The sequence below is a fragment of the Cryobacterium sp. AP23 genome (assembly GCF_054075385.1).
Genome location: NZ_CM133415.1, coordinates 261,935 through 286,896 on the forward strand (window position 1 = coordinate 261,935; position 24,962 = coordinate 286,896).

Annotated in this window: 25 protein-coding genes; 14 read left to right on the forward strand and 11 right to left on the reverse strand. The window is 70.7% G+C overall.

Features of this window, described 5'->3' with window-relative positions; all coding sequences use genetic code 11:
• Positions 1–6: 6 nt before the first annotated feature.
• Positions 7–279, reverse strand: a complete 273-nt coding sequence (locus tag ACU5E9_RS01210) for a hypothetical protein (RefSeq protein WP_456811836.1) — start codon at positions 277–279, stop codon at positions 7–9.
• Positions 280–443: 164 nt separating this feature from the next.
• On the opposite strand from ACU5E9_RS01210, the gene ACU5E9_RS01215 reads away from it, so the two are divergent.
• The 3 genes from ACU5E9_RS01215 to ACU5E9_RS01225 all read left to right on the forward strand — a co-directional run bounded on the left by ACU5E9_RS01215 (position 444) and on the right by ACU5E9_RS01225 (position 5,007).
• On the forward strand, positions 444–1,274 hold the full coding sequence (locus ACU5E9_RS01215) for an SDR family NAD(P)-dependent oxidoreductase (protein WP_456811837.1): 831 nt from the start codon (positions 444–446) through the stop codon (positions 1,272–1,274).
• Between the two features lie 248 nt (positions 1,275–1,522).
• The gene (locus ACU5E9_RS01220; protein ID WP_456811838.1) at positions 1,523–3,694 is read left to right on the forward strand and encodes a glycosyltransferase; all 2,172 of its coding nucleotides are present in this window, start codon (positions 1,523–1,525) and stop codon (positions 3,692–3,694) included.
• Positions 3,691–5,007, forward strand: coding sequence for a nucleotide disphospho-sugar-binding domain-containing protein (locus ACU5E9_RS01225; protein WP_456811839.1), 1,317 nt, complete (start codon positions 3,691–3,693; stop codon positions 5,005–5,007). Before ACU5E9_RS01220 ends, ACU5E9_RS01225 begins: the two co-directional genes overlap by 4 nt.
• A gap of 84 nt (positions 5,008–5,091) precedes the next feature.
• Here the strand turns inward: ACU5E9_RS01225 and ACU5E9_RS01230 are convergent, their stop codons facing one another.
• Together ACU5E9_RS01230 and clpS are read right to left on the reverse strand one after the other, a co-directional pair.
• Positions 5,092–5,643 (reverse strand): DUF2017 family protein, encoded by a 552-nt coding sequence (locus ACU5E9_RS01230; protein WP_456811840.1) that lies wholly within the window; start codon positions 5,641–5,643, stop codon positions 5,092–5,094.
• 31 nt (positions 5,644–5,674) lie between these two features.
• Positions 5,675–5,959: an ATP-dependent Clp protease adapter ClpS gene (clpS, locus tag ACU5E9_RS01235; protein ID WP_456811841.1), complete on the reverse strand. Its 285-nt coding sequence runs from the start codon at positions 5,957–5,959 to the stop codon at positions 5,675–5,677.
• Between the two features lie 118 nt (positions 5,960–6,077).
• On the opposite strand from clpS, the gene ACU5E9_RS01240 reads away from it, so the two are divergent.
• Positions 6,078–6,917, forward strand: coding sequence for an HNH endonuclease family protein (locus tag ACU5E9_RS01240; RefSeq protein WP_456811842.1), 840 nt, complete (start codon positions 6,078–6,080; stop codon positions 6,915–6,917).
• 144 nt (positions 6,918–7,061) lie between these two features.
• Here the strand turns inward: ACU5E9_RS01240 and ACU5E9_RS01245 are convergent, their stop codons facing one another.
• Positions 7,062–7,778: a YoaK family protein gene (locus tag ACU5E9_RS01245; protein ID WP_456811843.1), complete on the reverse strand. Its 717-nt coding sequence runs from the start codon at positions 7,776–7,778 to the stop codon at positions 7,062–7,064.
• Positions 7,779–7,924: 146 nt separating this feature from the next.
• Between ACU5E9_RS01245 and ACU5E9_RS01250 the strand changes: the two genes are divergently transcribed.
• The 5 genes from ACU5E9_RS01250 to ACU5E9_RS01270 all read left to right on the forward strand — a co-directional run bounded on the left by ACU5E9_RS01250 (position 7,925) and on the right by ACU5E9_RS01270 (position 14,211).
• On the forward strand, positions 7,925–9,007 hold the full coding sequence (locus ACU5E9_RS01250) for an acetamidase/formamidase family protein (RefSeq protein ID WP_456811844.1): 1,083 nt from the start codon (positions 7,925–7,927) through the stop codon (positions 9,005–9,007).
• On the forward strand, positions 9,000–10,628 hold the full coding sequence (locus tag ACU5E9_RS01255) for an AtzH-like domain-containing protein (protein WP_456811845.1): 1,629 nt from the start codon (positions 9,000–9,002) through the stop codon (positions 10,626–10,628). The genes ACU5E9_RS01250 and ACU5E9_RS01255 overlap by 8 nt, the downstream gene beginning before the upstream one ends.
• Before the next feature lie 144 nt (positions 10,629–10,772).
• A complete protein-coding gene (locus ACU5E9_RS01260) occupies positions 10,773–11,990 on the forward strand; it encodes a pyridoxal-phosphate-dependent aminotransferase family protein (RefSeq protein WP_456811846.1) in 1,218 nt (405 codons plus the stop codon).
• Positions 11,987–13,369, forward strand: a complete 1,383-nt coding sequence (locus ACU5E9_RS01265; RefSeq protein WP_456811847.1) for an allantoate amidohydrolase — start codon at positions 11,987–11,989, stop codon at positions 13,367–13,369. The genes ACU5E9_RS01260 and ACU5E9_RS01265 overlap by 4 nt, the downstream gene beginning before the upstream one ends.
• Entirely contained in the window at positions 13,366–14,211 is an 846-nt protein-coding gene (locus ACU5E9_RS01270; protein WP_456811848.1) for a MurR/RpiR family transcriptional regulator, read from the forward strand. Before ACU5E9_RS01265 ends, ACU5E9_RS01270 begins: the two co-directional genes overlap by 4 nt.
• Positions 14,212–14,233: 22 nt before the next feature.
• Here ACU5E9_RS01270 and ACU5E9_RS01275 read toward each other — a convergent pair whose 3' ends face one another.
• Positions 14,234–14,950, reverse strand: a complete 717-nt coding sequence (locus ACU5E9_RS01275; RefSeq protein ID WP_456811849.1) for a nucleotidyltransferase family protein — start codon at positions 14,948–14,950, stop codon at positions 14,234–14,236.
• 69 nt (positions 14,951–15,019) lie between these two features.
• On the opposite strand from ACU5E9_RS01275, the gene uraD reads away from it, so the two are divergent.
• Both uraD and uraH read left to right on the forward strand, forming a co-directional pair.
• The gene (gene uraD, locus ACU5E9_RS01280) at positions 15,020–15,571 is read left to right on the forward strand and encodes a 2-oxo-4-hydroxy-4-carboxy-5-ureidoimidazoline decarboxylase (protein WP_456811850.1); all 552 of its coding nucleotides are present in this window, start codon (positions 15,020–15,022) and stop codon (positions 15,569–15,571) included.
• Positions 15,568–15,912 carry a hydroxyisourate hydrolase gene (gene uraH / locus ACU5E9_RS01285; RefSeq protein ID WP_456811851.1) on the forward strand — a complete coding sequence of 115 codons (345 nt, stop codon included), beginning with the start codon at positions 15,568–15,570 and terminating at the stop codon, positions 15,910–15,912. Before uraD ends, uraH begins: the two co-directional genes overlap by 4 nt.
• A 175-nt stretch (positions 15,913–16,087) precedes the next feature.
• On the opposite strand, the gene ACU5E9_RS01290 is transcribed toward uraH, so the two are convergent.
• Together ACU5E9_RS01290 and ACU5E9_RS01295 are read right to left on the reverse strand one after the other, a co-directional pair.
• Positions 16,088–16,813 carry an SOS response-associated peptidase gene (locus ACU5E9_RS01290; protein WP_456811852.1) on the reverse strand — a complete coding sequence of 242 codons (726 nt, stop codon included), beginning with the start codon at positions 16,811–16,813 and terminating at the stop codon, positions 16,088–16,090.
• Between the two features lie 45 nt (positions 16,814–16,858).
• Positions 16,859–17,323: a VOC family protein gene (locus ACU5E9_RS01295; RefSeq protein WP_456811853.1), complete on the reverse strand. Its 465-nt coding sequence runs from the start codon at positions 17,321–17,323 to the stop codon at positions 16,859–16,861.
• Positions 17,324–17,393: 70 nt separating this feature from the next.
• Between ACU5E9_RS01295 and ACU5E9_RS01300 the strand changes: the two genes are divergently transcribed.
• A complete protein-coding gene (locus tag ACU5E9_RS01300; protein WP_456811854.1) occupies positions 17,394–17,873 on the forward strand; it encodes a GNAT family N-acetyltransferase in 480 nt (159 codons plus the stop codon).
• A 162-nt stretch (positions 17,874–18,035) separates the two neighbouring features.
• On the forward strand, positions 18,036–18,404 hold the full coding sequence (locus ACU5E9_RS01305) for a hypothetical protein (protein WP_456811855.1): 369 nt from the start codon (positions 18,036–18,038) through the stop codon (positions 18,402–18,404).
• 105 nt (positions 18,405–18,509) lie between these two features.
• Here ACU5E9_RS01305 and ACU5E9_RS01310 read toward each other — a convergent pair whose 3' ends face one another.
• From ACU5E9_RS01310 to add, 4 genes are all read right to left on the reverse strand, one after another.
• Positions 18,510–19,946, reverse strand: a complete 1,437-nt coding sequence (locus ACU5E9_RS01310) for an amidohydrolase family protein (protein WP_456811856.1) — start codon at positions 19,944–19,946, stop codon at positions 18,510–18,512.
• On the reverse strand, positions 19,946–20,854 hold the full coding sequence (pucL, locus tag ACU5E9_RS01315) for a factor-independent urate hydroxylase (RefSeq protein ID WP_456811857.1): 909 nt from the start codon (positions 20,852–20,854) through the stop codon (positions 19,946–19,948). The genes ACU5E9_RS01310 and pucL overlap by 1 nt, the downstream gene beginning before the upstream one ends.
• 74 nt (positions 20,855–20,928) lie before the next feature.
• Positions 20,929–22,290, reverse strand: a complete 1,362-nt coding sequence (allB, locus tag ACU5E9_RS01320) for an allantoinase AllB (RefSeq protein WP_456811858.1) — start codon at positions 22,288–22,290, stop codon at positions 20,929–20,931.
• Positions 22,291–22,444: 154 nt separating this feature from the next.
• The gene (gene add / locus ACU5E9_RS01325; protein WP_456811859.1) at positions 22,445–23,476 is read right to left on the reverse strand and encodes an adenosine deaminase; all 1,032 of its coding nucleotides are present in this window, start codon (positions 23,474–23,476) and stop codon (positions 22,445–22,447) included.
• Positions 23,477–23,789: 313 nt separating this feature from the next.
• On the opposite strand from add, the gene ACU5E9_RS01330 reads away from it, so the two are divergent.
• Positions 23,790–24,878: an ABC transporter substrate-binding protein gene (locus ACU5E9_RS01330; protein WP_456811860.1), complete on the forward strand. Its 1,089-nt coding sequence runs from the start codon at positions 23,790–23,792 to the stop codon at positions 24,876–24,878.
• Positions 24,879–24,962 lie beyond the last annotated feature (84 nt).

Below are 24,962 nucleotides of genomic sequence, written 5' to 3' on the forward strand. Positions count from 1 at the left end.
GCCCGCTCACCCCCAATCGAGCGAGAGCACCCAGGTGCCGTCGGCATCGTGGCGCAGGTCGTACCGGTGTTGCTCGTCGCTGCCGCGCACGGCATCCACCCGCCACAGTTCGGTGTCGATGCGGGTGGGGGTGCCGTCGTTCTCCCACCAGCGGGTGCGGGTGAAGACGGCCTGCGGTTGCCCGATAATCGTGTGTTCGAATCGGTCCCAGACGAACGCCAGCGGGTCGCCGTCCGCAGAGAGTTCGACCTGCACCGCGGTGTCGATGATCTGGGGCATGGGCGCCTTTCGAACGGATACTTCGAACAAATGTTCGATATCCAGAAGTGTAGGTCACTCCTCCGACAGGCGCCAGCGGGAGCAGGTTTTTCCCATTGTCGGCCGGGCGAGCGTAGCATTTCAGTGGGACGGTAGGCAGGATCGCACGACCCCTGGAGGTACAGATGGCACTCAAGATGGAGACTCAGGACGTTCCCGACACTCAGGTCGAGACGTCCGCCGACGTGAGCACCCATCCCGTCCCGTCCGCGGTCGACGACAACCCGACGCCGGTGGCCCTGGTGACCGGTGCCGGCTCCATCATCGGGCGTGCCGTGGTGGCCCGGCTCCTCACCAACGGTTACGCGGTGACCGGGGTGGACGTGCAGGCGACCCCGACCCTGAGCGACCGGCACCTGGTGCTGGTGCGCGACGTCGGTCTCGAAGCGGACTCCCGCGACGCCGTGGAGCAGGCCATCGACACCTTCGGCCGGCTCGATGCCGCCGTGCTGCACGCCGACATCGGCGGATCGCGGTCGCTGCGAGTCCCTGGCAGCATCGCCGAGGGGGAGCGCATGCTCGCCCGCAACCTCAACAGCATCGCCCTGGGCATTCAGTCGGCGGTCAACGGGCTGTCCCTCGACGGCCACCGCAGCATCGTCGCCACCGCCTCCGTGGCCGGGCTGCTCGCCGACCCGGGTAACTGGGCGTACCACGCGTCGAAGATCGCCATGATCGACCTGGTGCGCTCCTCCGCCCTCACCTACGCGGCCAGGGGCATCCGGGTGAACAATGTGGCCTCCGGCCTGGTGCGGGCCGACAGCAGCGACGACAACCCGGCGGACCAGACGTTCGGCCGGGACTTCTCCCGCCGCATCCCGTTGTGCCGGCTCGGTGAACCCGCCGAGATCGCCCAGGTGATCGCCTTCCTGCTATCCCCGGCGGCCTCCTACGTGACGGGCACCACTCTGGCTGCCGACGGCGGCCTGACGGCGTCGGCGGGGCTGGTCTTCTAGCCGCACCAGCCACGGGCGCCGCGCCAACCTGCCAATGACCTGACCAAACGCGCCCGGTCAGGAGCGTGTCTCCCCGTCATGGCAGAATGTCGCTCCGGGGCAAACCTTTCAGCTGACCGCTCCGAAGTATTCACGGGACATCCGGACCGGCAGTGTTGCCTGCCCGGGTGCACCGGCCCGCGCGGAGGCAGTCCGCGCAGCTGAGTGGCGGAATGAACGGCGGACGCGTCCGCCGAGAGGGAGACACCGTGGGAACCCACACGACGCTGGATAGCATTCGCGAGGCCGATGGCATCCTGGCGGGCATCCGCTACGCCGACGACCTGACCATCGCCGCCAGCCGCGACGGCGGCAACCGTGCCGTGCGCCTGCTTGCCCAGGCCGCGCTCGACCCCACCGACCAGCTCACCGCCATCGCGGCCGTGCATGCCCTGGCCCAGGTCTTCGACGACTCCGCCGACGACGTGCTCGTCACGCTGCTCGAGCACGAGTCCGGGTTCCTCCGCGAACACGCCGCGTGGGCCTTCGGCACCAGGCTGCCGCGTTTCGACGCCATCGCCGGGCTGCTGCAGATGGTGGTCAGCGGCGGCTTCTCCGGCATGATCGCCCAGCGCACCCTCGAGCACTGGGCGGGGTCCGCCCCCGAACACGTCGCACTGGCCGCCGAAGGCGCCATGCTCGGCGTGGCCGACCCGGCCGCGCGCGCCCGCCTGGTCGAGACGATCGGCCTGATCAACGGGCGCATCCCGCAGCGGATGCTGGCCCGGATCGCCGCGGACCCGGCCGAAGGCCTCGACCCGCGGGCCGCCGCCGTCGCCGCGCTCGGCGACCGCCCAGCAACCGATGCCCACATCGCGCTGGTGACCACACTGGCCCGCGGTGACGACGAACTGGCCGACGTGGCCAGGCTCGCCCTCCTCGACCTCACCGTGCCCGCCTACCCGCGGGCGCCGTGGAGCCAGGGCCAGACCGTGGCCCAGCTGTTCCTGCACGCCGACATCGACCGCGAGCTCAGCCAGGTCGGCTCCGGCGACAACGGCGGCATCGCAACCCTGCTGGTGCGCCTGGGTGATGCCCTGGTCGCCGGTGGTGCCGACACGCGTGCCGCCGATCTCGATACCCCGACCGTCGACCGGGTGCTCACCATCTCGCGGGGCGGCCCCGCCGCCGCGCTGGCCTGCCTACCCGAGGTGAGCTCCACCCTCTCCGGGCACGCCTTCGCGACGGTCCCATTCCTCGGCGCGCCGATCTCCTCGGCCGAGTCCTGGCCCCGGCGCGTGGCCGTGCAACGCGGCATCCGCCGCATCCTCCGCGCCGCCGGCACCGTCGACGTCATCCACCTGCGGATGGCCGACGTCGGCACCCTCGCGGCCTCGACCGTCGCCAGGGAACTCGAGATCCCCGTGGTCTTCACCGTCGCGCCGGACCCGCACAGTGTCATCAACGCGATGGACGCCGCCGGTACGCTCACCCGCGCCAACTTCGGCACCGTCGACGAAGCCGAGCATTTCTGGTTCCGGGCCCGGCTCGTGCAGCGGATGGCCGCCGACGCGGCGCACACCGTGCTCTTCCCCCGCCCCGAGCTGGAGCGGGACATGCGCACCCTCGTCGGGATCGACATCACCGCGCACCCCGAGCGCCACTCCGTCGTCGCCGAGGGCATCGACCTGACCGTGATCGAACGCTCCGTGGCCGCCGCGGTGGCGGCCGACCCCGCGGACTTCGCCGACCTCGACGCCCTGCTGCAGACGCTGCCGGAGCACCGCCGCCACCTGCCGCTCGCGGTCACCGTCGGCCGGCTGCACCGGGTGAAGGGCATGGCGACGCTCGTGCACGCCTGGGCGGATGACGCCGGCCTGCGGGAGCGCTGCAACCTGCTGATCGTCGGGGGAGACCTGGGCAACCCGTCGCTGGACGAACGCGGCCAGCTGGACCGGATCGCCGCCGCCGTGCCCCTGGACAGCGCGGCCGATCACGGCCTGCTGCTCGCCGGGCACCGTGCCAACGACTCGGTCGCCCGCTGGCTGGCCGCCGCCCGTTACGGCCGCCCGGGCCTGGCCGCGCCGAACGGCGTGTACGTGTGCGCGAGCATGAAGGAAGAATTCGGCATCGCGCTGCTCGAGGCGATGGCCACCGGCCTCACCGTCGTCGCCCCCGACGCCGGCGGGCCGGCCACCTACGTGGAGGACGGCACCACCGGGTTCCTGGTGGACACGGCGGATGCCGACCGCCTCGCCGCCGGGATCTCCGACGCCCTCGAGCTGGCCGGTGGCCCGTTCGGTGAGGAGTTCGCCAAGCGCGCGGCCGACATGGTCGCCGGCACCTTCGCCATCCAGGCCATGGCCGGCACCCTCGCCGGGGTCTACCGGTCGGTCGCCGAGGCTCAGATCGCCCTCGACTGGGCGTTGAGCGCATCATGACCCTCCTGATCATCAGCCCGGACTACGCCTCCCACCTGTTCCCGCTGGCCACCCTGGGCACCGCCTGGCAGGCGGCCGGCGAGCGAGTCGTCGTGGCCAGCGGACCGGCGACGGCCGGCATCGTCGCCGACTTCGGCTTCGAACGGGTGAACCTGCAGCTGGGCCGCGGGTCGAACCCCGGCACCATCCGGGCCGAGGACCAGCCCACCGGTGAGGACGATGCCCTGCGCGGATTCTTCGACGCCACCAGGGTCGGCCTCGTGGAGACCCTCCGGTTCCAGGCCGAGGCGCGCAGCAGCGACCTGCTGTGGAACCCCGTGGTCGTGGCCAGGGAGGTGCAGCGCATCGTCGCCGAGATCCAGCCCGACCAGGTGATCGTCGACCACCTCGCCTTCAGCGCCCGCCTCGCCCTGATCAGTGCCGGGGTGCGGCACGCCGACGTGGTGCTCGGGCATCCGTCTGCGCTGCCCGTCGGCGATGAGGTCTACGGGTCGCCGTCCGAGTGGCCCGCCGCGTTCAGCCCCGACCCGCAGGAGCTGCAGCGGCTGCGGCTGCTCTGCGAACGGGTGCGCGACGACTTCACCCTGCAGTGGAACGACGCCCTGCTGCAGCTGGACCCGGCCGCTCCGCCGAGCGGGGACGCCTTCACCGAGACCGGTGACGTGCTGCTGCTGAACTACCCGGCCGAACTGCACGCGGCCGCGCGTACGGCCTTGCTGCCGGAGCACGCCTTCCTCGGCTCAGCGGTGCGGAGCGAGGCCGACGACCCCGCGGTCACCGCCTGGCTGGCCGCGGCCGACGACCGTCCCATCGTCTACGTGAGCTTCGGCAGCTTCCTCTCGGTGCGCGGTGACGTGCTCGCCCGGGTGGCCGAGGCCCTGCGCGGACTCGACGTGCGCGTGGCGGTCGCCGTCGGATCCACCGATGCCGCCGAGCTCGGGCCGGTCCCGGACTCCTGGCTGGTGCGCTCGTTCCTGCCGCAGGTGACCCTGCTGGGCCGCTCGGCCCTGGCCGTCACCCACGGCGGCAACAACTCCGTCACCGAGGCAATGACGGCCGGGGTGCCGCTGCTGGTGCTGCCGTTCTCCACCGACCAGTTCGCCGGTGCCGCGGCGCTGGAGAACGCCGGGTTCGGGCTGTCCCTCGACCCGAACGTGGCCAGCCCGGACGAGCTGCGGTACGCGGCCGCGGCGCTGCTCGAGCTCGGCGGCGAACCGCGCGCCCGCCTCACCGCGCTGAGCGCGTCGCTGGCGGACGGCGCGGGCCCGCGCCGGGCCTACGCCGCCCTGCAGGCGGTCCCCAGCGCATCCTGACGCCTGCCTGCAACTGTTCCCAATCCGGACAAATGCACCCGGTGTGCCGGGTGCATTTGTCCGCACGGGGAACAGTCGTGGGTGCTAGGCGTCGATCGCGTAGACGAGGGACTCCTGCACCATGCCCAGCCAGTTGTAGATGTCGTTGACCACCTGCGACTCCTCGTCCTCGAGATGCGGGACGCCGGTGGGATCGATCTGCAGGCGGTCCGCCACCACCAGGCGGAGGTCGGTGAGGGTGCGCAGCCAGGACTGTACCTGGGGCTCGTTGAGCACGATCGGCACCGGCAGCGGGTCGTGCGGCGAGTCGTGACCTGAGCCATCCGCCCACTCGGTCGACGTCGACCGTTCGTCGTCGCCGAGCGCGGTGAGCACCGCGGTGGCGTTGGCGATCTTGCCCTCAAGCAGGCCGTCGGCCGTGAACCGGCGGAACTCGGCCGCGGCTTCGGGGTCGTCGGGGTAGGCATCCGGCAGCAACCGGTGGATCGCGGGCTGGGCGAGCATGACCTCGTCGTCGATGTCGACGGAGGCGAGCAGCTGCAACAGCTGGGATGCGACGTGGCGAAGAAGGTCGACTTCGACCGGTTCGAACATCGCCGACACGGTTCCGGAGTCCTCCCGGCGGAATTCCATCATGCGACGGTCCCGTTCAGCGAAGGCCGGTCGCTCATTCTTCGGCCTTGTCGAGGGTGGCCCAGAGCCCGTAGCCGTGCATCGCCTCGACGTGCCGTTCCATCGACTCGCGGTTGCCCGTCGCCACGATGGCGCGGCCGTTGTTGTGCACCTGCAGCATGAGGCGCTCGGCCTCCTCCGCGGTCACGCCGAAGTAGCTGCGGAACACATACGCGACGTAGGACATGAGGTTGACCGGATCGTCCCAGACGACGGTGACCCAGGGGCGGTCCAGGGAGACGGCCTCTCGGATGCGGGTGGATTCATCGATCTGTGGCACCGCTTAAGCCTCACATGCCCGCGCGGATAGTGCTACCACCCGGCGCTCGGCGGAGGGTGTCGCCGCACAACCGGGCCGGGCCGGGATGGCAGGATGGAGGCATCGTGAGTCCCCAGCAATGAGCCGCCGCCCACCCGTTCGCACCCGCTCCACCGCCCGGCGGAATCCTCGGTACCTGTTCGCCCTGGTCGTGATCGCGGCCCTGGTCTGGGGTGTCGGCCAGGTCGCCGCGGCACGGACGGCCGATCCGGCAGCCACGCCACCGGCCGCTTCGCCTGCCGCCCTGCCCACCGTGCCCGGCGAGGTGCCTGACGCGGAGTTGCCCAGCGCGGAGGCGCTCGCCCTCGTGGCGGCGCTGCCCGACGCGGTCTACACCGACGACGGCAGCTACGCCGGTAACCGGGAGGAACTGTTTGGCGAGGCGTGGAGCTTCGACTTCGACCAGAACGGATGCGACACCCGCAACGACATCCTCACTCGCGACCTCACCGGCACCGACATCGACCCGGCGACCTGCCGGGTGTACACGGGTATCCTCACCGACCCGTACACGGGCGAGACGATCGACTTCGTGCGCGGCCAGGACACCTCGGCCGACGTGCAGATCGACCACCTGTTGCCGCTGAAGGCCGTCTACGCGACCGGGGGAGAGGCCTGGCCGGCCGAGAAGCGCGAGGCCCTGGCCAACGACCCGGTGAACCTGCTCGCGGTCAAGGGGTCGGAGAACTCGTCGAAGTCGGATTCGTTGCCGAGCGAGTGGCTGCCGGGCGTCTATCCCGACGTCTCCGACCGGCACGACCTCGGCCAGCGGGTGGCCTGGGACGACCTGCCCTCCGACACCAGCCTGCAGTGCTGGTACATCGACAAGCTGGTGCCCGTCTTCGTGGCCTACGACCTCGGCGTGACCCCGGAGGACCGGGCCGCGATGACCGCGGTCCTCACCACCTGCGACGCCTGACCACCCTCCCGCATCCGCGCCACGGTGCAGATTTGGAAGGAGATAGTGGGTTTTCTAGGACCCACCGGCCAATCGGGTCCTCATAACCTCATTATTTCCTTGTTTGCGTGCGGCCGGAGGGTGTGGCCGCCGCGGTGGGGATGCCTAGGGCTGGGTTGCCGGGGCGTGGTGGGGGCGGCCGGCGGCGTGGCCGATGACGGTGACGGTGAGGGTGATCACGGCGGTGAGGGCGATGCCCCAGCCGATGTGCACCATGAGCAGCAGGGCGCCGACGCCGGCTCCCACCCCGATGAGCACGATCGCCGAGAGCCGGCGGAACCAGAGCTGGTTCTTGCCGCCGCCGAACCAGGAATCCGCGGCGAAACCGGTGATGGTGCTGGTCACGACGACGGTGGTGACGTCCTTCACCGCGATGTGCCGCGCCACGGCGGCCTGCAGGCCCATCACTGCGGCCAGGAAGCCGGTGACGAGCAGGTCGAACGGGGCCGGCGGCTTGCCGCCGAGGGCGAAGAGGGTGATCGCCAGGGCGGCCATCACCACGCCGACGGCGCCGAACAGCACTGTCGCCTGCGTCGTCCAGCCCACCTTCACCGGTCGCAGCACCCGGCCGCCGATCGCGGCGCCCACCATGAAGGTGAAGAGCGCGATCAGCGGACCCACGACGGGCAGGTCGTCCGCACCGGCGATGGCCATGCCCAGGATGACGACGTTGCCGGTCATGTTGCCGGTGAACACCTTGTCGAGGCCGAGGTAGCCGACCGCATCCGCCACACCGGTGGAAAAGGTGAGGGCCAGCATCAGGCCGAGGTGCAGGTTGTCCGGCCGGCTGCGCAGGCGGTGGATGACGGGGGTGGAGGCCACTGTGGTCCTATCGGCTCGGGAATTGTCACGGTAGCGGCTGGTCGTGGCCGGCGCAAAACGGGCGCTATTCTCGACCAACGGGATCACGCCGGCCTCAGGCCGGTGTCGCCTGTCGTCCTGACCCCGATCCGAAAAAGGCGCACCCCATGCCATTCGACATCCTGCAGCCCGGCACCGGGCCCATCCGCGCGGAGCACTACCTGCCCGCCACGCCCGACACCGTGCTCTGGGGGCGGCTGCCCTGCGCCGCGGATGCCCCGGCCCTCACGATCGATGCCGGCACCGAGGTCACCATCGACACGATCAGCCACGAGGGCGTGCTCGAAGACCAGGGCCGGAACCCGGAGGCCTTCTTCGCCGGCCACGGGGTGGAGCGCGCCGGAGTGCTCGATGACGCGGTGCTGCTGGCCGGATCCGAGAGCCCGCGTGACCCCCGGGTGGACGGGCCGCACCTCGTCACCGGCCCGATCCACGTGCGCGGTGCGAAGCCGGGCGACCTGCTCAAGATGACCGTGCTCGAGGCCCTCCCGCGGGTGCCATACGGTGTGATTTCCAACCGGCACGGCCGCGGCGCCCTGCCCGGGGAGTACCCGCTCGGCGAGGGCAACGTCAGCGTCTTCGCCGCGCTCGAGGACACCGACGCCGGCCAGGTCGGCACCCTCCCGCTCGTGCCCGGCGGCGCACGGAGCGTGCACTTCCCGCTCCGGCCGTTCCTGGGCATCATGGGCGTCGCCGTCGCCGGCGATGAACGCCCGCACTCGGTGCCACCCGGCTCGCACGGCGGCAACATCGACATCAACCTGCTCACCGTGGGCTCCGCGCTGTACCTGCCGGTTCAGGTGGATGGCGCGCTGGCCTACGTGGGCGACCCGCACTTCGCCCAGGGCGACGGGGAGGTGGCGCTCACCGCGATGGAAGCATCCCTACGGGTGACCATCCGTTTTGATGTGGTCTCGCAGGCCGACGCGGTGGCGGCGTTCGGCGAACTCGTCGGGCCGCTGGCCGAGACGGCGGACTTCCTGGTACCGACGGGCCTGGACGCCGACCTCGACGAGGCCGTGCGCAAATGCGTGCGCGCCGCCATCGACCTGCTCGCCGCCCGCTACGGCATGGACCGCACCCTCGCCTACGCCTACCTGAGCGCCGCCACCGACTTCAACATCTCCCAGGTGGTCGACCTTGTCGCCGGCGTGCACGCCCGCATCCGGGTGGCGGACTTCGATGCCTGAGCCGCTGGGTGTCCCCACCCCCACCACGGTCACAGGGGAGCTGCCCGACGGGCTGCTCGCCGCCTTCGCCGGCTACGAGGCCGCCCTGGCCACGAACGACCTCGAAGCGCTGGACGCGTTCTTCGCGCCCGGCGAGCACACCCTCCGCGGCGACGCCACCGGCCTGCTGGTGGGCCACGACGCGATCAGCGGCTTCCGCGGCGCCCGCAGCGGCACCGTGGCCAGGGGCATCCGCGCCCTGCACGTGCGCGTGATCGACCCCGGGCACGCCCTGATCGTGTCCGTGAACGCCCCGGATGCCGGCGGCGCCGGCCTGGTCACCCAACTCTGGGCGCTCTCGGCCACCGGTGACTGGCAGGTGGAAGTGGCCCAGGTGGCCGCGCCGCCCGCCGCGATCAATCCGACGGTGTGGCGCGTGGTGGGGGCGCCGCTGATCGCCGCCGCCGAGAATACTGGCGCCGACACCACCGGCCCGGCCGCGCTGGCCGGCGAGACCATCGCCGTGAAGGACCTCTTCGGCCTGGCAGGCTTCACGGTGGGCGCCGGCAACCCGGTGTTCCTGCGGGAGGCGGTGCCCGCCACCGCGACCGCCTCGGCCGTCACGGCGCTGCTGACCGCCGGCGCGAGCGTGCGCGGCATCGCCCAGACCGACGAGTTCGCGTACAGCATCGCCGGCGACAACGAGCATTACGGCACCCCGCCGAACGTGCGCGTGCCCGGCGGACTGCCCGGTGGGTCCTCGAGCGGCCCCGCCGCCGCGGTGGCCCTCGGCCAGGCGAGCATCGGCCTGGCCACCGACACGGGCGGGTCGATCCGGGTCCCGGCCTCCTACCAGGGACTCTGGGGGCTGCGCACGACCCACGGTGCCGTCGACCGCACCGGCCTGCTGCCGCTCGCGCCCACCTTCGACACCGTCGGCTGGCTCACCCGCGGGCCCGCCGTGCTGCGCGCCGCCGCCGCCGCGTCGCTCGACCCGGCCAGCCAGACGGATGCCCCCGCCCGGTTCGCGGTGTCGGGCGCCCTGGTCTTCGCGGCGGACGACGACGTGCAATCCGCCTTCGTCGCCGGGGTGGACCGGCTCACCGACGCGGGCCTGCTGCCGCCGCCGGACCTGGTCGACCTGGGCGACCTGACCGAGCTGCTGCGGCTGTTCCGCGTCGTGCAGGCCGCCGAGGCCTGGCGCTCGAACGGTGACTGGGTCACCGCGCATCCCGGCGCCCTCGGTGCCGCCGTGGCGAGCCGCTTCGAGGCCGCGTCCCGCAGCGATCCCGCCGAGGAGGCCGAGGCGCGCACCGCCCTGGCCGACGCCCGGGCCAGGCTCGACGCGGTGCTGGAGGGCCGCATCCTGCTGCTGCCGTCGGCGTCGTCCACCGCACCGTCCCGGCGTGCCGACCCGGCCGCGATCGATGCGACCCGCACGAGCACCCTGACGATGACCAGCGTCGCCGGGATCGGCGGCTACCCGGCGCTCTCGGTACCGCTGCTCGAGGTGGCCGGAGCGCCCGTGGGCCTGTGCCTGGTCGGTCCGCGGCACACCGACCTCGCCCTGATCGACACCGCCGCAACGTTCGCGCCAGCGTTCGCGACTGCGCTCCGACCCCGCCGGCCCGCCAGCAGTTGAAGCGATATCCGCGTGGTCGACGGCGCGAAACATGACTGAAACACCTGTTGCGTAAACTGGGCACCTGAAACATGTGGTTCAGAACTGCCGAGAGGTGAAACAGTCATTTCCAGTCTTCCGATCAATCCGCCGTCGCGTCTATTGATGGGCCCCGGCCCTGTCAACGCCGACCCGCGGGTTCTGCGCGCCATGTCCGCTGGGCTCGTCGGCCAGTACGACCCGTCGATGACGGCGTACATGAACGAGACCATGGAGCTCTACCGCGGGGTCTTCCAGACCACCAACGAGCAGACCCTGCTGATCGACGGCACCTCCCGGGCCGGCATCGAGGCGGCCCTCGTGTCACTGATCAGCCCCGGCGAGCGGGTGCTCGTGCCCATCTTCGGCCGGTTCGGCCACCTGTTGCGCGAGATCGCCGAGCGCGCCGGCGCCGAGGTGCATGTGCGGGAGATCGAGTGGGGGACGGTGTTCACGCCGGCCCAGATCGAGCAGGCCATCACCGAGACCCGGCCGGCCGTGTTGGCGATCGTGCACGGCGACACCTCCACCACCCTCGCCCAGCCGCTGGACGAGCTCGGCGAGATCTGCGCCAAGCACGGCGTGCTGTTCTACACCGACGTCACCGCGTCCCTGGCCGGCAATGACTTCCAGGCGGATGCCTGGGGCCTGGACGCGGTCACCGCCGGGCTGCAGAAGTGCCTGGGCGGCCCATCCGGCTCGGCGCCGGCGACGTTCTCGCCGCGCGCCGTCGAGGTGATCAATGCCCGCAAGAGCATCGAAGCGGGCATCCGTGAGGCCGGCGACGCCGTAAGCGCCCACCCGATCCGCTCCAACTACTTCGACCTGTCGATGATCTTCGACTACTGGGGTCCCAAGCGGTTGAACCACCACACCGAGGCCACCACGATGCTCTACGGCGCGCGCGAGTGCGCCCGGCTGCTGGTGGACGAGGGCATGGCTGCGGCAGTGGAGCGGCACCGCCTGCACGGTGCCGCGATGCTCGCCGGAGTGCAGGGCCTCGGGCTGTCGGTCTTCGGCGACCAGGCGCACCGGATGAACAACGTCGTGGCCGTACGGATCCCCGAGGGCGTCACCGGCGATGCCGTGCGCGGCGAGTTGCTGAACGACTTCGGCATCGAGATCGGCACCTCGTTCGGACCGTTGCACGGCAAGGTGTGGCGCATCGGCACTATGGGTTACAACGCCCGCAAGGACACCGTGCTCACCACGCTGTCGGCGCTCGAGCAGGTGCTCCGCCGTGCCGGTGCCAGCGTCACCGGGGGTGGCGGCGTCGGAGCCGCCTACGCGATCTACCAGGATGCCGCGCGAGCGACGACGTCGACAGCGGACGCTGCCGGATGAGCGCACACGGCGACCTGGACCAGGCGGGGGACCAGGGGAAGACAGGGGGCACAACCCAGTACGGCGGTGCGCGCACCAGCGCCGCCGCCGTGCTGGCCCGCTGTGACGAGCTGGCCACCCATTCGACCTTGCCTGACGGCCTGATCGAGCGGGTCTACCTCTCGCCCGAGCACGCCGCCGTGAACGCCCTGGCCGCCGGCTGGATGCGCGAGGCCGGCCTGACCACCTGGCAGGACGCCGCGGGCAACCAGTGCGGCCGGCTCGAGGGGTCCAGCCCCGGCCTGCCGGCGCTGCTGCTCGGTTCGCACCTCGACACCGTGCCCTCGGCCGGGCGCTTCGACGGGATCCTGGGTGTGCTCACGGCCATCGCGGTGGTCGACCGCATCCGGGCCAGTGGGCGCGCCCTGCCGTTCGCGCTCGAGGTCGTGGCCTTCGGCGACGAGGAGGGAACCCGCTTCGGCACGGCGCTGCTCGGCAGCCGCGCCCTGGCCGGCACCTGGCTTGACGCCTGGTGGGAACTCGAGGACGAAAACGGCACCACCCTGCACGACGCCTACCGGGCGTTCGGCCTGGATCCGGCCGCGATCGGCAGCGCGGGCCGCACCTCCAACGATTTCATCGGCTACCTCGAGGCGCACATCGAGCAGGGCCCGGTGCTCGAGGAGCAGGACCGGCCGCTGGGCATCGTCTCGTCGATCGCCGGGGCGCGGCGCTTCCAGATCACCATCACCGGCAGGGCCGGCCACTCCGGCACGCCGTGGGTGCACCGCCGTGACGCCCTCGCCGGAGCCAGCGAAGCGATCGTCGCCATCGAACGGCTCGCTCGCGACGCCGACCTCATCGCCACCGTCGGGCACCTCGAGGTATTCCCCGACGCCGTGAACGTGATCGCCGGCCGAGCCGAATTCAGCCTGGACCTGCGCGGCCGGTTCGACGCCGACCGCGACCGGGCCTGGCAGGAGATCGAAAGCATGATGGAGGAGCTCTGCGCCTCTCGCGGGCTGCACCTCGGGGTGGAACAGACGCACTCGGCACCCGCGGCGCACTGCAGCGACCGCATGCGCGGGGTGATCGCCGCGGGCATCCGTTCCGCCGGAGCGGGCACCGCGGACGGCACCCGGGAGCCGCTGGAGCTGTTGTCGATGGCCGGACACGACGCCATGGCCGTCGGGCATCTCACCGAGATCGGGATGCTCTTCGTGCGGTGCGCCGGCGGCGTGAGCCACCACCCCGACGAGTCGGTCACCGAGGCCGATGTCGCCGCGGCGCTGGACGCGTTCGAGGCCGCCGTGCTCGCCCTGGCCGACTCGCACGACGCCGATGCCCGCACCGTCGACTCCGATGCTGCCGGATCGCAGGACGCGCCGGGCCTGGCATGACCATGAACATCGGGCAGCGCATCGACGGGCGTTATGGGGAACTTTCGCCGCAGGAGCAGCGCGCCGCCGATTTCATCCTCGACCACATGAGCGACCTCGCGGTGTACAACGCGTCGGAGCTGGCCCGGCTGAGCGGGGTGTCGAAGGCCACGGTCTCCCGGCTGTTCCGGCGGCTCGGGTTCCAGGACTCGGCCGAGGTGCGCGAGCACGCCCGCGCCCTGCGGAGCCTGGGCGCACCGCTCGGCGGCCCCGGCGCATCCGCCGGCACCCCGTCGCGGCTGGCCGCGCACGCCGCCGCCGAGCACGACAACCTGCGGCGGCTGTTGCTCACCCTCGAGGACGGCCGGCTGGATGCCGCGGCCCGGCTGGTGCAGTCGGCCCAGAACGTCGTGATCGTGGGGCTGCGCAACAGCTACCCGCTCGCGCTGCACCTGAGGCAGCAGCTGGTGCAGGCGCGCGACCACGTGCGGCTGGCGCCGTTGCCCGGCCAGTCGCTCGGCGAGGAGCTGGCCGGGTTGGGCCCGCGCGATGTGGTGGTGCTGATGGGGTTCCGCCGCCGGGTGTCCGGGTTCGGGGAGATCGTCGCGGCCATCCGCCGCCGGGACGTGCCGCTGGTGCTCATCGCCGACTCATCAGCCCGCAAGTACTCGGACCAGGCCACGCACTGGCTGGAATGCCCGGTCGATTCGGTGTCGGCGTTCGACAGCTACGCCACGGCGATGAGCCTGGTGAACCTGCTGGCCACCGGTGCGATGGGGGCGCAGGTGCGGGAGAGCCGCACCCGGATCGCGGCCATCACCAGCGTGTACGAGGACCTCGACGAGCTCGAAGCGCCGTGGTGAGCCGCATGCCGGCCGGCACGGCCTATCCTGCCGGCGGGGTGTCGACGTGCGGGGTGTCGATGTGCGGGGTGTCGATGTGCGGGGTGTCGATGTGCGGGGTGTCGATGTGCGGGGTGTCGACGTCGCGGCCGGTGCCGAGGTCGTCGCAGTCCACCGGCTGCACGCCGTTGGCCAACAGGTACGGCCGGGCGCCGGTGTCACCGCTGAGCCCGGCCCGCACCGCCGACCAGTGGGCACGGCCGATGACGACCGGATGCCCGGGCCGGCCGCCGAAGCGGGCCTGCCGGAGGGTGTCGGCGGTCGCGGCGTCGGCCAACCGCCGCACGGTGGCCGCATTCAGGTCGGGCACGTCGACGGGAACGAGCGCCACGGCGGTGACCGGGTCGCCGTCCGTGACCGGGCCGCCGTCTGAGACCGTATTGTCCTGCAGGGTGGCCAGCCCCGCGTCCAGGGAGGCCGACAGCCCGTCCGCCCAGTTCTCGGCGTGCACCACTGTGAGCCGGTCCGGCCGTTCGAACCGGTCGAGGCACGCGCGCAACAGGATCTCGGCCTCGGCGCCGCCGGCACCGAGCACGACCAGCACCGGGTCGCAGCCGCCACCCTCAAGGGCCAGGGCCGCCCGCACCAGCCACGGCTCGCCGGCGGCGTCGACCACGAGCGCCTTCGGGCCGCCGTACCGGGTGCCCGCCCCGGCGGCCAGGACCAGGCCCGCCACCCGGGGAACGTCATCGGAGCGCATGCCAGTCATCGTACGGGCTGCCAGCGATTCCCACCTGTTCCGCCTACAACACGCCATCTGGAGGACCCTATGACCACGATTCCCGTCGGTGACGAGCTGCGCACCGCCCTGCTGGCCTGCCTCGCGGTTCCGCGCTGGGCCGAGGACGTGGCCGGACAGGCGCCGTTCGGCTCCGTCGCCGAGCTGACCGAGGCCGCCCGCCAGGCCGCCACCCCGCTCGCCCGGGCGGAGATCGACCAGGCCATGGCGGAGCATCCGCGCATCGGCGAAAAGCCGACGGGCACGTCACAAGCGGCGGGCTTCTCCCGCGCCGAACAGGCCTCTGTCGACGCTGACGACGCCGAGCTCGCGGCCGCGATCGCCGCCGGCAACCGGAACTACGAAGAGCGCTTCGACCGGGTGTTCCTTATTCGGGCGGCCGGGCGCAGCCGTCGCGAGATCCTCGCCGAGCTGCAGCGCCGGCTCACGCTCGACGACGACACCGAAGCCGCCATCGTCGGCTCGGAGCTGCGGGACATCGCCCTGCTCCGGTTGGCTGTTCTGGCCCGGCAGTGGCAGGATGTCTCGGTGCCCGAATTCGAAACAACCGACCCAGCCGCGCCGACGGGTGACGCTCGATGAGCCCGCGCAGCCACGTCACCACGCACGTGCTCGACGCCGTGACCGGTAGCCCGGCGGCATCCGTGGGGGTTGTGCTCGAACACGATGTGGACGGCAGCTGGCGCGAACTGGCTGCGGCGCGCACGGATACCGACGGCCGGGTCTCCGACCTCGGCCCCGAGGCGGTCTCTGCCGGGCGCTACCGCGTCACGTTCGACACCGGAACGTATTTCTCCGCCCGTGACCAGAGCACGTTCTACCCCTACGTCACCATCGTCTTCGAACTGACGGATGAGTCGGCGCACTATCACGTGCCGCTGCTGCTCAGCCCGTTCGCGTACTCCACCTACCGCGGCAGCTGACCTACTCGGTCGGGTCTGAACGAGAGCATCGTCCGGCCTGCGGGCTTCGAGTCTTTTCATGTCTGACCCGGTAGCGGAACACCAAATCCATGGTGACGTGCAGGAGAGCGCCGGCCAGAATCTAGCGGGCGTCTTGTGTCCGAAGTCAGAATGGCGGTGGCTTCTCCGGCAGAGGCTACTCCACGAGCGGGTCGATCAGGGTCGGATCCTGGGGGTCGACGGCCCGCACACTGTTGACCCGGCGGTCCACCAACCGGGTGCGCATCGTGGCCGCCACGGCCGTTGACGTGCGGTCCAGCACATCGATCAGGGCCGCACGGTTCTTAGCCGACTGCGTGGGGTCCTCGGCGGTGATGGTCTGCGGGTTCAGCCAGGTTTCCCAGGTGTCGGGTTCGAGGAAGGCCGGCATCCGGTCGTGCACCTCACCTGACGCATCCCGGGCTTCCCGGGTGACCACCGCGAACACCCGGGACCACTCGCCATCGGCGTCCTTCGACGCCCAACTCACCCCGGCAGCGGCGAGGACGCCGTCGCCGTGGATGAAGTGCGGCTGTTTCGCACCCTTTTCGCCGGTCCACTCGTAGTAGCCCAGCATCGGCACGATGCAGCGGGCATTGGAGAACGCGCCCACCCAGAACCGCTGGTCGAGCTTCTCCATGCGGGCGTTGATGATCGGGCCTCGCCGGGGCTGCCCGGCCGGCTGCGGCCAGTCCCATTTCGCGAGGGTGATCTCACGGGTGGGGGAGTCGCTGCCCTCCGGCTGCCACTCGCGCACGATCGGCGCCGGGTCGGTGGGCGCGATGCTGTAACTCGGCCGCCAGTCACCGGCCCGACCGCCCGCCGCCACAAAATCACGGATGAGGTCGTCAACGTCTTCGTTCATCGCAAATCGTCCGCACATGTGGGCGAGATTACTCCGTGAGCCCCGTCGAGTCACGCGGTTCGATCATCGGCCCGATTCACGCGGAGCGAGCCGCGAGGAGAAGCGCACGAGATACCCGTCGGGGTCCTGCACCAGGAACTGGGCAACCCCTGCCCGGGTCGCACCGGTCACGTACCACTTCGTTTCGGCCGCCATGAAGAGCGGCCAGTCGGCTGCGGCCAGCCGCGCGAGCAGTGGGGCGATGTCCGGCAGCATCACCTGGAGGTTGATGCCCCGGCCCAGCGGCCGTTCGAGGGAGCCCGGGATCCAGTTCCGCCCCGCGCCGACCTGCTCGAGCATGAGGTGCGCTGTGCCGGAGTGCAGGTAGGAGAAACCCTCGGTGGGCCGGTCGTAGAGTACCGCGAAGCCGCACAGGCCGACCCAGAAATCCAGGCTGGCGGCGAGATCCTCGACCAGGAGCTCGGGCACGAGGTCGGGGAAGAACTCCGGCTCCGCCGTTGATGGTGTGTTGGCATCCGCTGCTGTCATGCGTACCAGTATGGCCGCCGGGCCGACGGTGAACACTGACACCGGCGCCCGTTGCCGCCACAATCAACACATGAGTGAAGAGTCGCGTCCGCCCGTCAGTATCCGGCCCGCCGAACCGGGCGACCTGCCCGCGGTCGCCGAGCTGCGCTGGCAGTGGGTGCTCGAGAACGAGGGCATTCCGGTCGTGACCCACGAGGAGTTCCTGCGGGTCTTCGCCGAGTGGGCACGGAACAACAGCGCATCCCATCACTGCACGGTCGCCCGGCGCGGGCACACCGTGATCGGGATGGCCTGGCTGGCGGTGGTGCCGCGGGTGCCGAGTTCGCGCGCGCCGGTGCGCGCATCCGGCGACGTGCAATGCGTCTACGTCATGCCCGCCGAACGCGACTCCGGCATCGGCGGGCGGATGCTCACGGCGGTCCTCGCGCGGGCCTTCCAGGAGGGACTGGAGCGGGTCACGGTGCACTCGACTCCCGGGGCCGTCACCGCCTACGAGCGGGCCGGCTTCACCGCATCCGCCCGGCTCGTCCAGGCCACCCCCACGCCCTGACGCCCCGCGACCGCTCCCGCCCCGCCCCGCCAACTGTTCCCCGTCCGGACAAATGGTCCCGGTGTGCCGGGTGCAAAAGTCCGGATGGGGAACAGTTAGCGGAGGGAGGCCGTTGCGCGGGAGGTCGTTGCCCGCCGTGGGTGTGCTGGCTACCCTGTGCCCATGAGCGCATCGACCCAGTGGGCACCGCCGCCAGCCGTCCCCGCCGATGGCTGGAACAACAATGCGATCGCGCTTCGGGCGCGCGCCGTCTTCCTCTGGGCCCTCGGCATCCTGGTCGGCTCGGGGATGCTCGCCGTCGCCCTGACCAGGACGCAGAGCCTGGGCGTGCTGGTGAGCTGGCTGGGCTTCCTGACGGCGACGGCCCTCGCGGTATGGGCGATCGCCCTGGGGAGCATCGCCGCCGTCCGTGCTGCCAAACTGGGCGGGTATCGCCGCGGCGCCGCACTCACCGGGCTGCTCGGCGGAATCGGCGTGCTGCTGCTCGCCCCGCTCGTGGTGCTGCTCGGATCCCTCCTGCTCCTGGGCTGATCGCCTCGCTCCCGGGCTGATCGCCGCACCAACCGTTCCCCGCCCGGACAAATGGTCCCGGTGTGCCGGGACCATTTGTCCGAAACGGGTGCAGTTGGGGTGGGGCTAGGGGGCGGTGACCCGTCGGCCGCGCACGAAGACGCCGGTGATGGCCGGCTGGCGGAGGGCCATCAGCAGCGCGAACAGGGTCTGGTCGGTCGCCATCGCCTCGTCGTCGGCGCGGATGCCGTTGGCCAGCACCGCCGCGAGCGGCTCCCACTTGTCGGGCTCGATGAGCAGGAAGTCGGCGTCCTTGCCCACGTCGAGGTTGCCGTAGCGCTCCTCCATGTCGAGCGCCCTGGCGCCGGCGAGGGTGGCGGTGAAGAGCAGTTCGGCCGGGCTGATCGACAGGCCGGCGTCACCCGGCTCCGACAGGTGCACCTTGAAGCAGTCGTTGAGCACCCGGCTCATCAGCCATTCATCGCCCGCGCCGATGTCCGAGCCCAGCGCCACATTCACGCCGAAGCCGGTGGTGCGGGTCCACGGCATGGTGCCGGAGCCGAGGAACTGCTGCGAGGTGGGGCAGTGCGCGATCGACGAGCCGGTCTCGGCCAGGCGGGCCAGCTCGCCGTCCTCGCAGTGCACGGCGTGCGCGAGGATGCTGCGGCGGCCGAGCAGGCTCGACCCGCCCACCGCCGACCCGGGCAGGAACTTGCCGTCGTACGTGTCGAGGTAATTGTCGACCTGGTAGATCGCCTTCACCACATCGATCTCGCCGGTCTCCGGACGGTTGTTCTCGTTCAGGTGGCTGTGGAAGTAGACCCCGTCCCCGCGCACCCCGTCGTAGAGCTCACCGAGCGCTGCGAGGGTGTGCGGCGTCACCGACAGGCTGAACCGTGGCACCACGGCCACCTGCAACAGTGCGGTGCGCGCGTCCCCGGTGTCACGGGCGTGCCAGCGGGAGATCTCCTCGCCGACCAGGTCGAGCGCCACGGCCTCCGACGTCATCAGCGCGCCGGCCGAGTCCGGGCCGACGGTCTGGATGCCGCGCCCGCTGACGAGGCGCAGCCCGGCGCGCTCGGATTCGCCGAACAGGGCGTCCTGGGCGTGCGGGAAGGCGGAGCCGAACACCAGGGCGCTCGTGGTTCCGGCCGCGGTGCGCCGCCGGGTGAAGTCGCGGGCGATCGCGTTCGCGAAGTTTTCATCCTGCAGCCGGGACTCGGCCGGGAACACGCAGTTGTCGAGCCACTCCAGCAGCTGGCCGCCGCCGTAGGCATCCGTGGAGTAGGTCTGCGGAAAGTGCACGTGGGTGTCCACGAAGCCGGGCAGGATGAAGCCGCCGCGGGTGTCGGTGACCGGCAGGCTCTTGAAGCCGGCGGGAAGGTCGGCGGCGCGGCCGACCCAGGCGATGGTGCCGTCGGCGGCGGTGACCAGCGCCCCCTGCGGCAGCGAGACCAGGTGGGCCGGCGCCTCGGCCAGGGTGGGGGAGCCGGCGACGTGGAAGACGTGGCCGAGGTAGACGTGCCCCAGTGCACCGGCGGCGGACTCGGTGGCCAGGCTCATCAGACCAGCCCGGTGTACGAGTCCCACGCGGGTCCGGCATCCGTGGCGTCGTCGTGCATGACGGTGGCCTGGATGAGGCCGTAGGGCCGGTCGGCCGCGTGGTAGACCTCGTTGTTGTTCTCCACACCGAACGGCGAGAGGTCGTAGAGGAAGTGGTGCTTGTTGGGCGCGGACAGCCGGATCTCGGCGATGTTCGGGTAGGCCTGGAGCACGGCCTCGCCCATCTTGTAGAGGGTCTGCTGCAGCGCCAGCGAGTGCACCACGGCGAACTGGGTCTTCAGCAGCGCGGAGATGCCGGTGTAGGTGGCCTCCCAGTCGACGTCGGTGTGGTCGGTGAAGCGCCAGCCGGCGGTGAGCGATGTGGCCATCACCCGGTCGGTGGTGGGCTGCAGCAGCGTGTACGGGTCCTGCATGAAGCCGGAGAACTCCGACCCGGTGGACTTGAGCAGGATCAGGTCCTTCAACCCGCCGACCACCCAGACCTGCTGCTCGTCACCGGTGCCCTCCACCGAGATCGCCGCGGTGCGCACCTCCTGGCCGCGCCGCACCCAGGTGTGGTCGTGCTCGGTGCCGTCCACCACCACCCGCTCCCAGGCGAATTCCTCGATCTCCACCCGTGAGCCCGCCACGGAGCCGATGTGGTCGACGAAGTGGGTGGCCAGGTCCAGGCCGTAGCTCTCGATCGAGAGCAGGCCCTTCTCCTTGGCGAAGGAGTACGCGGTCTGCTTTTGCGTGTCGGTGGGCAACACCTGCAGCTGGTCGCCGGCCAGGTGGGCATCCGTGAAGTCGCCGTGCAGGGCGGTGGAGACGCTGATGTCGTGGATCTCGTGCCGGGGGGTGTCGCGGTAGATCCGCACGATGCGGTTCTCCGCTTTGCCGTAACGGTTGGGTCCGAGAACGATCGACATGGGTGCTCCTTATACTTCGGGATACGTCGGGCAGTGCAAAAACGGGTACGGATGCGGCGGTGCTGCGCCGCGGTTCAGCGGGCGCGCAGCAGAACGCCCGTCGGTAGGGCATTCGACACGGCCTGGGCGGATGCGCCGGGCTGGTCCACGGTGAAGATCCTCGCGCCGGCCAGCCAGGTGCTGTGCACCCGGCCGAACAGGGTCGCACCGTCGAAGGCGCTCACCCGGTTCTTGTGCCGCAGGGCGTCGACGCTCACGGTGAAGCTCTCCTCCGGGGCGAACGCCACGAGGTCGGCGGGACCGCCGACCGTGATGGCGCCGCCGGGCAGGCCGGCGAACGCGGCCGTGGCGCCGGCCATCCAGTGCAGCACCCGGTCCAGCCCGAGCCCCCTGGCCCGTGCGGCGGTCCACACCGCCGGCAGGCTCAGCTGCAACCCCGAGATGCCGCCCCAGGCCAGCCCGAAGTCGCCGTCGTGGCCGAGCTTGAGTTCGCGGGTGGCGGGCGAGTGGTCGGAGGCGATGAAATCGATGACCCCGTCCTCCAGGCCCTGCCAGAGCAGTTCCCGGTTGCTCTCGCTCCGGATCGGCGGGCAGCACTTGAACGCGGTGGAGCCGTCGGCGATGGCCTCGGCGGCGAAGCTGAGGTAGTGCGGGCAGGTCTCCACCGTGAGGGGCAGGCCCTCGGCGCGCGCGGCCGCCAGCCGCGGCAGCACCTGCGCGGAGGAGAGGTGCAGGATGTGGGCGCGCACGCCGGTGCGTCGAACGACGTCGATCACCCGGGCGATCGCGGCGTCCTCGGCCGCATCCGGTCGGCTGGCGACGAAGTCGCGGTATGCGGTGCCGCCGGCGTTCTGGTGGCTCTCGAGCACGGCCGGGTCCTCGGCGTGCACCAGGAGCAGCCCGCCGAAGCCGGCGATCTCGGTGGCGGCCGCCTCGAGCTGGGCGGGGGAGAGGTGGGGGAATTCGTCGACGCCGGAGGGGGAGAGGAACGCCTTGAAGCCGAACACGCCGGCGTCGTGCAGCGGCTTCAGCGCGCCGAGGTTGGCCGGGATCGCCCCGCCCCAGAAGCCCACGTTCACCGTCGCCTGCAGCCCGGCGGCCAGGCGCTTCAGTTCGAGCGCCGCGACCGTCGTGGTGGGCGGGATGCTGTTCAGCGGCATGTCGATGATCGTGGTCACGCCCCCGGCGGCGGCGGCGAGGGTGGCGCTGGCAAAGCCCTCCCAGTCGGTGCGGCCGGGTTCGTTCACGTGCACGTGGGTGTCGACGACGCCCGGCTGCAACACCTGCCCGGCCGGGAGGGTCCGGTCCAGCCGCGCCTCGAGCGGCGCATCCACCGGCTCGATCGCCTGGATGACACCGCCGGCGATCGCGACGGCGGCCGGCTCGAAATCCTGCCCGGTGAACACTCGGGCCGAACGGATGACCAGGTCGTACATCGGGTTCTCCTACTCGGTCCGGGTGGCTCCAGCGGCCTCGTTCGGCGGCCTATCTGTCACCCTAGTGAAGTCGTTCGGGCCGTGTTCCGGGGTTGTGAAACCTGCCCGACACACTTGATTCGGTCGTGGTGAAACACTCGCCGGCCCGAACGGGCTACGCGGTCGGGTACCCTGCGACGTACTCGTCGATGGCCGAGAGATACGCCTGCTTCTCGGCGTCGGGCAGCCAGGAGGCCAAGAAGGAATTCTTCGCCAGCAGCACCAGCTCGTCGGTGTCGAGACCGGCCTTTTCCGCCAAGGCGAGGTAGTTGTCGGCCACGTAGGCGCCGAAGTAGGCGGGGTCGTCGGAGTTCACGGTGACCAGCACACCGAAGTTCAGCAGCGCCACCATCTCCACGGCCTTCATATCCGCCGTCACGAAGCTGTTCGACACCGGGCAGCAGGTGAGCCCCAGGCCGCGCTCCCGCACCAGGGTGACCAGCTCGGGGTTTTCCACGATGTTCGTGCCGTGGTCGATCCGGTCCACCTGGATCTCCTCGAGCACCTGGCGGATGTTCTCGATACTGCCGACCTGGTCGATGTCGCAGTGCATGGTGAGCTTGAGGCCGTTCGCCCGCGCGAGCGCGAAGACCTCGGCGAACTTCGCCGGCGGGTTGTCGCGTTCGTCGGAGTCGAGGCCGACGCCGATGAACCTGTCGGCGTACGGCAACGCCTCGGTCAGCGTGGCAAGGGCGCTCTCCGCGGAGAAGTCCCGCAGGAAGCACAGGATGAGGTCGGCCGAGATCCCCAGCCCGGCGGCGTCGACGGCGGCCCGGTGGTAGCCCACGATGACCTTCTCGATCGGCACCCCGCGCGAGGTGTGCGCCTGCGGGTCGAAGAACGCCTCCACCCGGCGCACCCCGTCGGCCGCAGCGCGGGTGAAGTAGGCGGTGGCGAGGTCGTAGAAGTCCTCCTCCTCCACCAGCACGTGCATGGCCGGGTAGTACACCCCGAGGAAGCTCGCCAGCGAGTCGAACTCGTAGGTGGCCTTCACCTGTTCCACCGTGCTCTGGCCGATGTCCACGCCGTTTCGCCGCGCGAGCGCGAGCTTGAGTTCGGGCTCCAGCGTCCCCTCGAGGTGCAGGTGCAGTTCGGCCTTGGGCAGGCCGGAGACGAACGCCGGGGTCGGTACGATAGCTGAAGACATTGGGGTTCCTTTCTGGGTGGACCCCGTGACGCTATCACGCCAGGGTTCCGGGGCCGCTCGGGAAGGAATCCAGCGTTTCAACACGGCTTTTCGGCCGTAATGAGCCGGAAATGTTTCGGTCTTCGGGGCGTCACACACACCAATTAGTGTTCGAGTCATCCGAACGTTTGTTGCAGCGGATGTGGCGTCGTGAAACACCGCAATCACACCAGCACCACCACAGCACGACACCACCTTCTCCAACAGGCAGTCCGCCCCAGCACGCCGTTGAGTTCCACGGCAACCCCCGAGCACCACCGAGAGGAACAGCGTCATGACGCAAGCCCCACTTTCCCCGTTCAGCCGTCGATCGGCCAAGCGCATCGGCACCGGCATCGCCGCCGCCGCGGCACTGACCCTCGTTCTCTCCTCCTGCGCCAGCGACGCCGGCTCCTCCTCGGAGGGCTCCGGCGAGGCAGCCTCGTTCGGTGACGCCAGCATCCAGCTGTCCTGGATCAAGAACACCGAGTTCATGGGCGAGTTCGTCGCCGACGACGCCGGCTACTTCACCGACGCGGGCTTCGACTCCGTCGACCTCATCCCCGGCCCGGCATCGGCAGAAGCCGGCGTCATCTCCGGCAACGTCGACCTCGGCATCGGCAACGCCATCTCCACCGGCACCGTCATCGCCGAGGAGGGCGCACCGCTGAAGATCATCGGCGCGACGTACCAGAAGAACCCGTTCACCATCCTGTCGCTGGCCGGCGTCGGCAACATCGCCAGCCTCGACGACCTCGCGGGCAAGACCATCGGCGTGCAGGCCAGCAACCAGAGCCTCTGGGATGCGTTCCTCAAGATCAACGACATCGACCCGTCCACGATCACCGTCGTCCCGGTCGAGTACGACCCGACCCCGCTGTTCAACGGCGAGGTCGACGGCTGGTTCGCGTACCTGACCAACGAGTCGATCGACGCCGAGCTGGCCGGTCTCGACCCGGTCAACCTGCCGCTGGCCGACAACGGCCTGCCGTTCGTCGCCGAGACCTTCACGGCCTCCGACGACGCGATCGCCAACGACCGTGAGATGCTCAAGGGTCTCCTGGTCGCCGAGATCAAGGGCTGGTCCGACGCGATCAACGATCCCGCTGCCGCCGCCACCCTCACCGTCGACACCTACGGCAAGGACCTCGGACTGACGATGGAGAAGGAAACCCGCCAGGCGGAGATCCAGGCCACCGACCTCGTCGTGAGCGACGACACCGAGGAGAACGGTCTCTTCACCATCAGCGACGACCTCCAGAAGGAGTCCATCGCCACCCTGAAGGCTGCCGGCATCGACATCGACGCCGCCACCCTGTTCGACACCACGCTGCTCGACGAGGTCTACGAGGAAAACCCCGACCTCATCGCGTACAGCAAGTAACTCCCGCTCCACCCCGCAAGTCGCTCCAGCATGCAGTGTCGCCCCGGCACCCGCCTCAGCAGAGGCGGGTGCCGTCGGCGATAC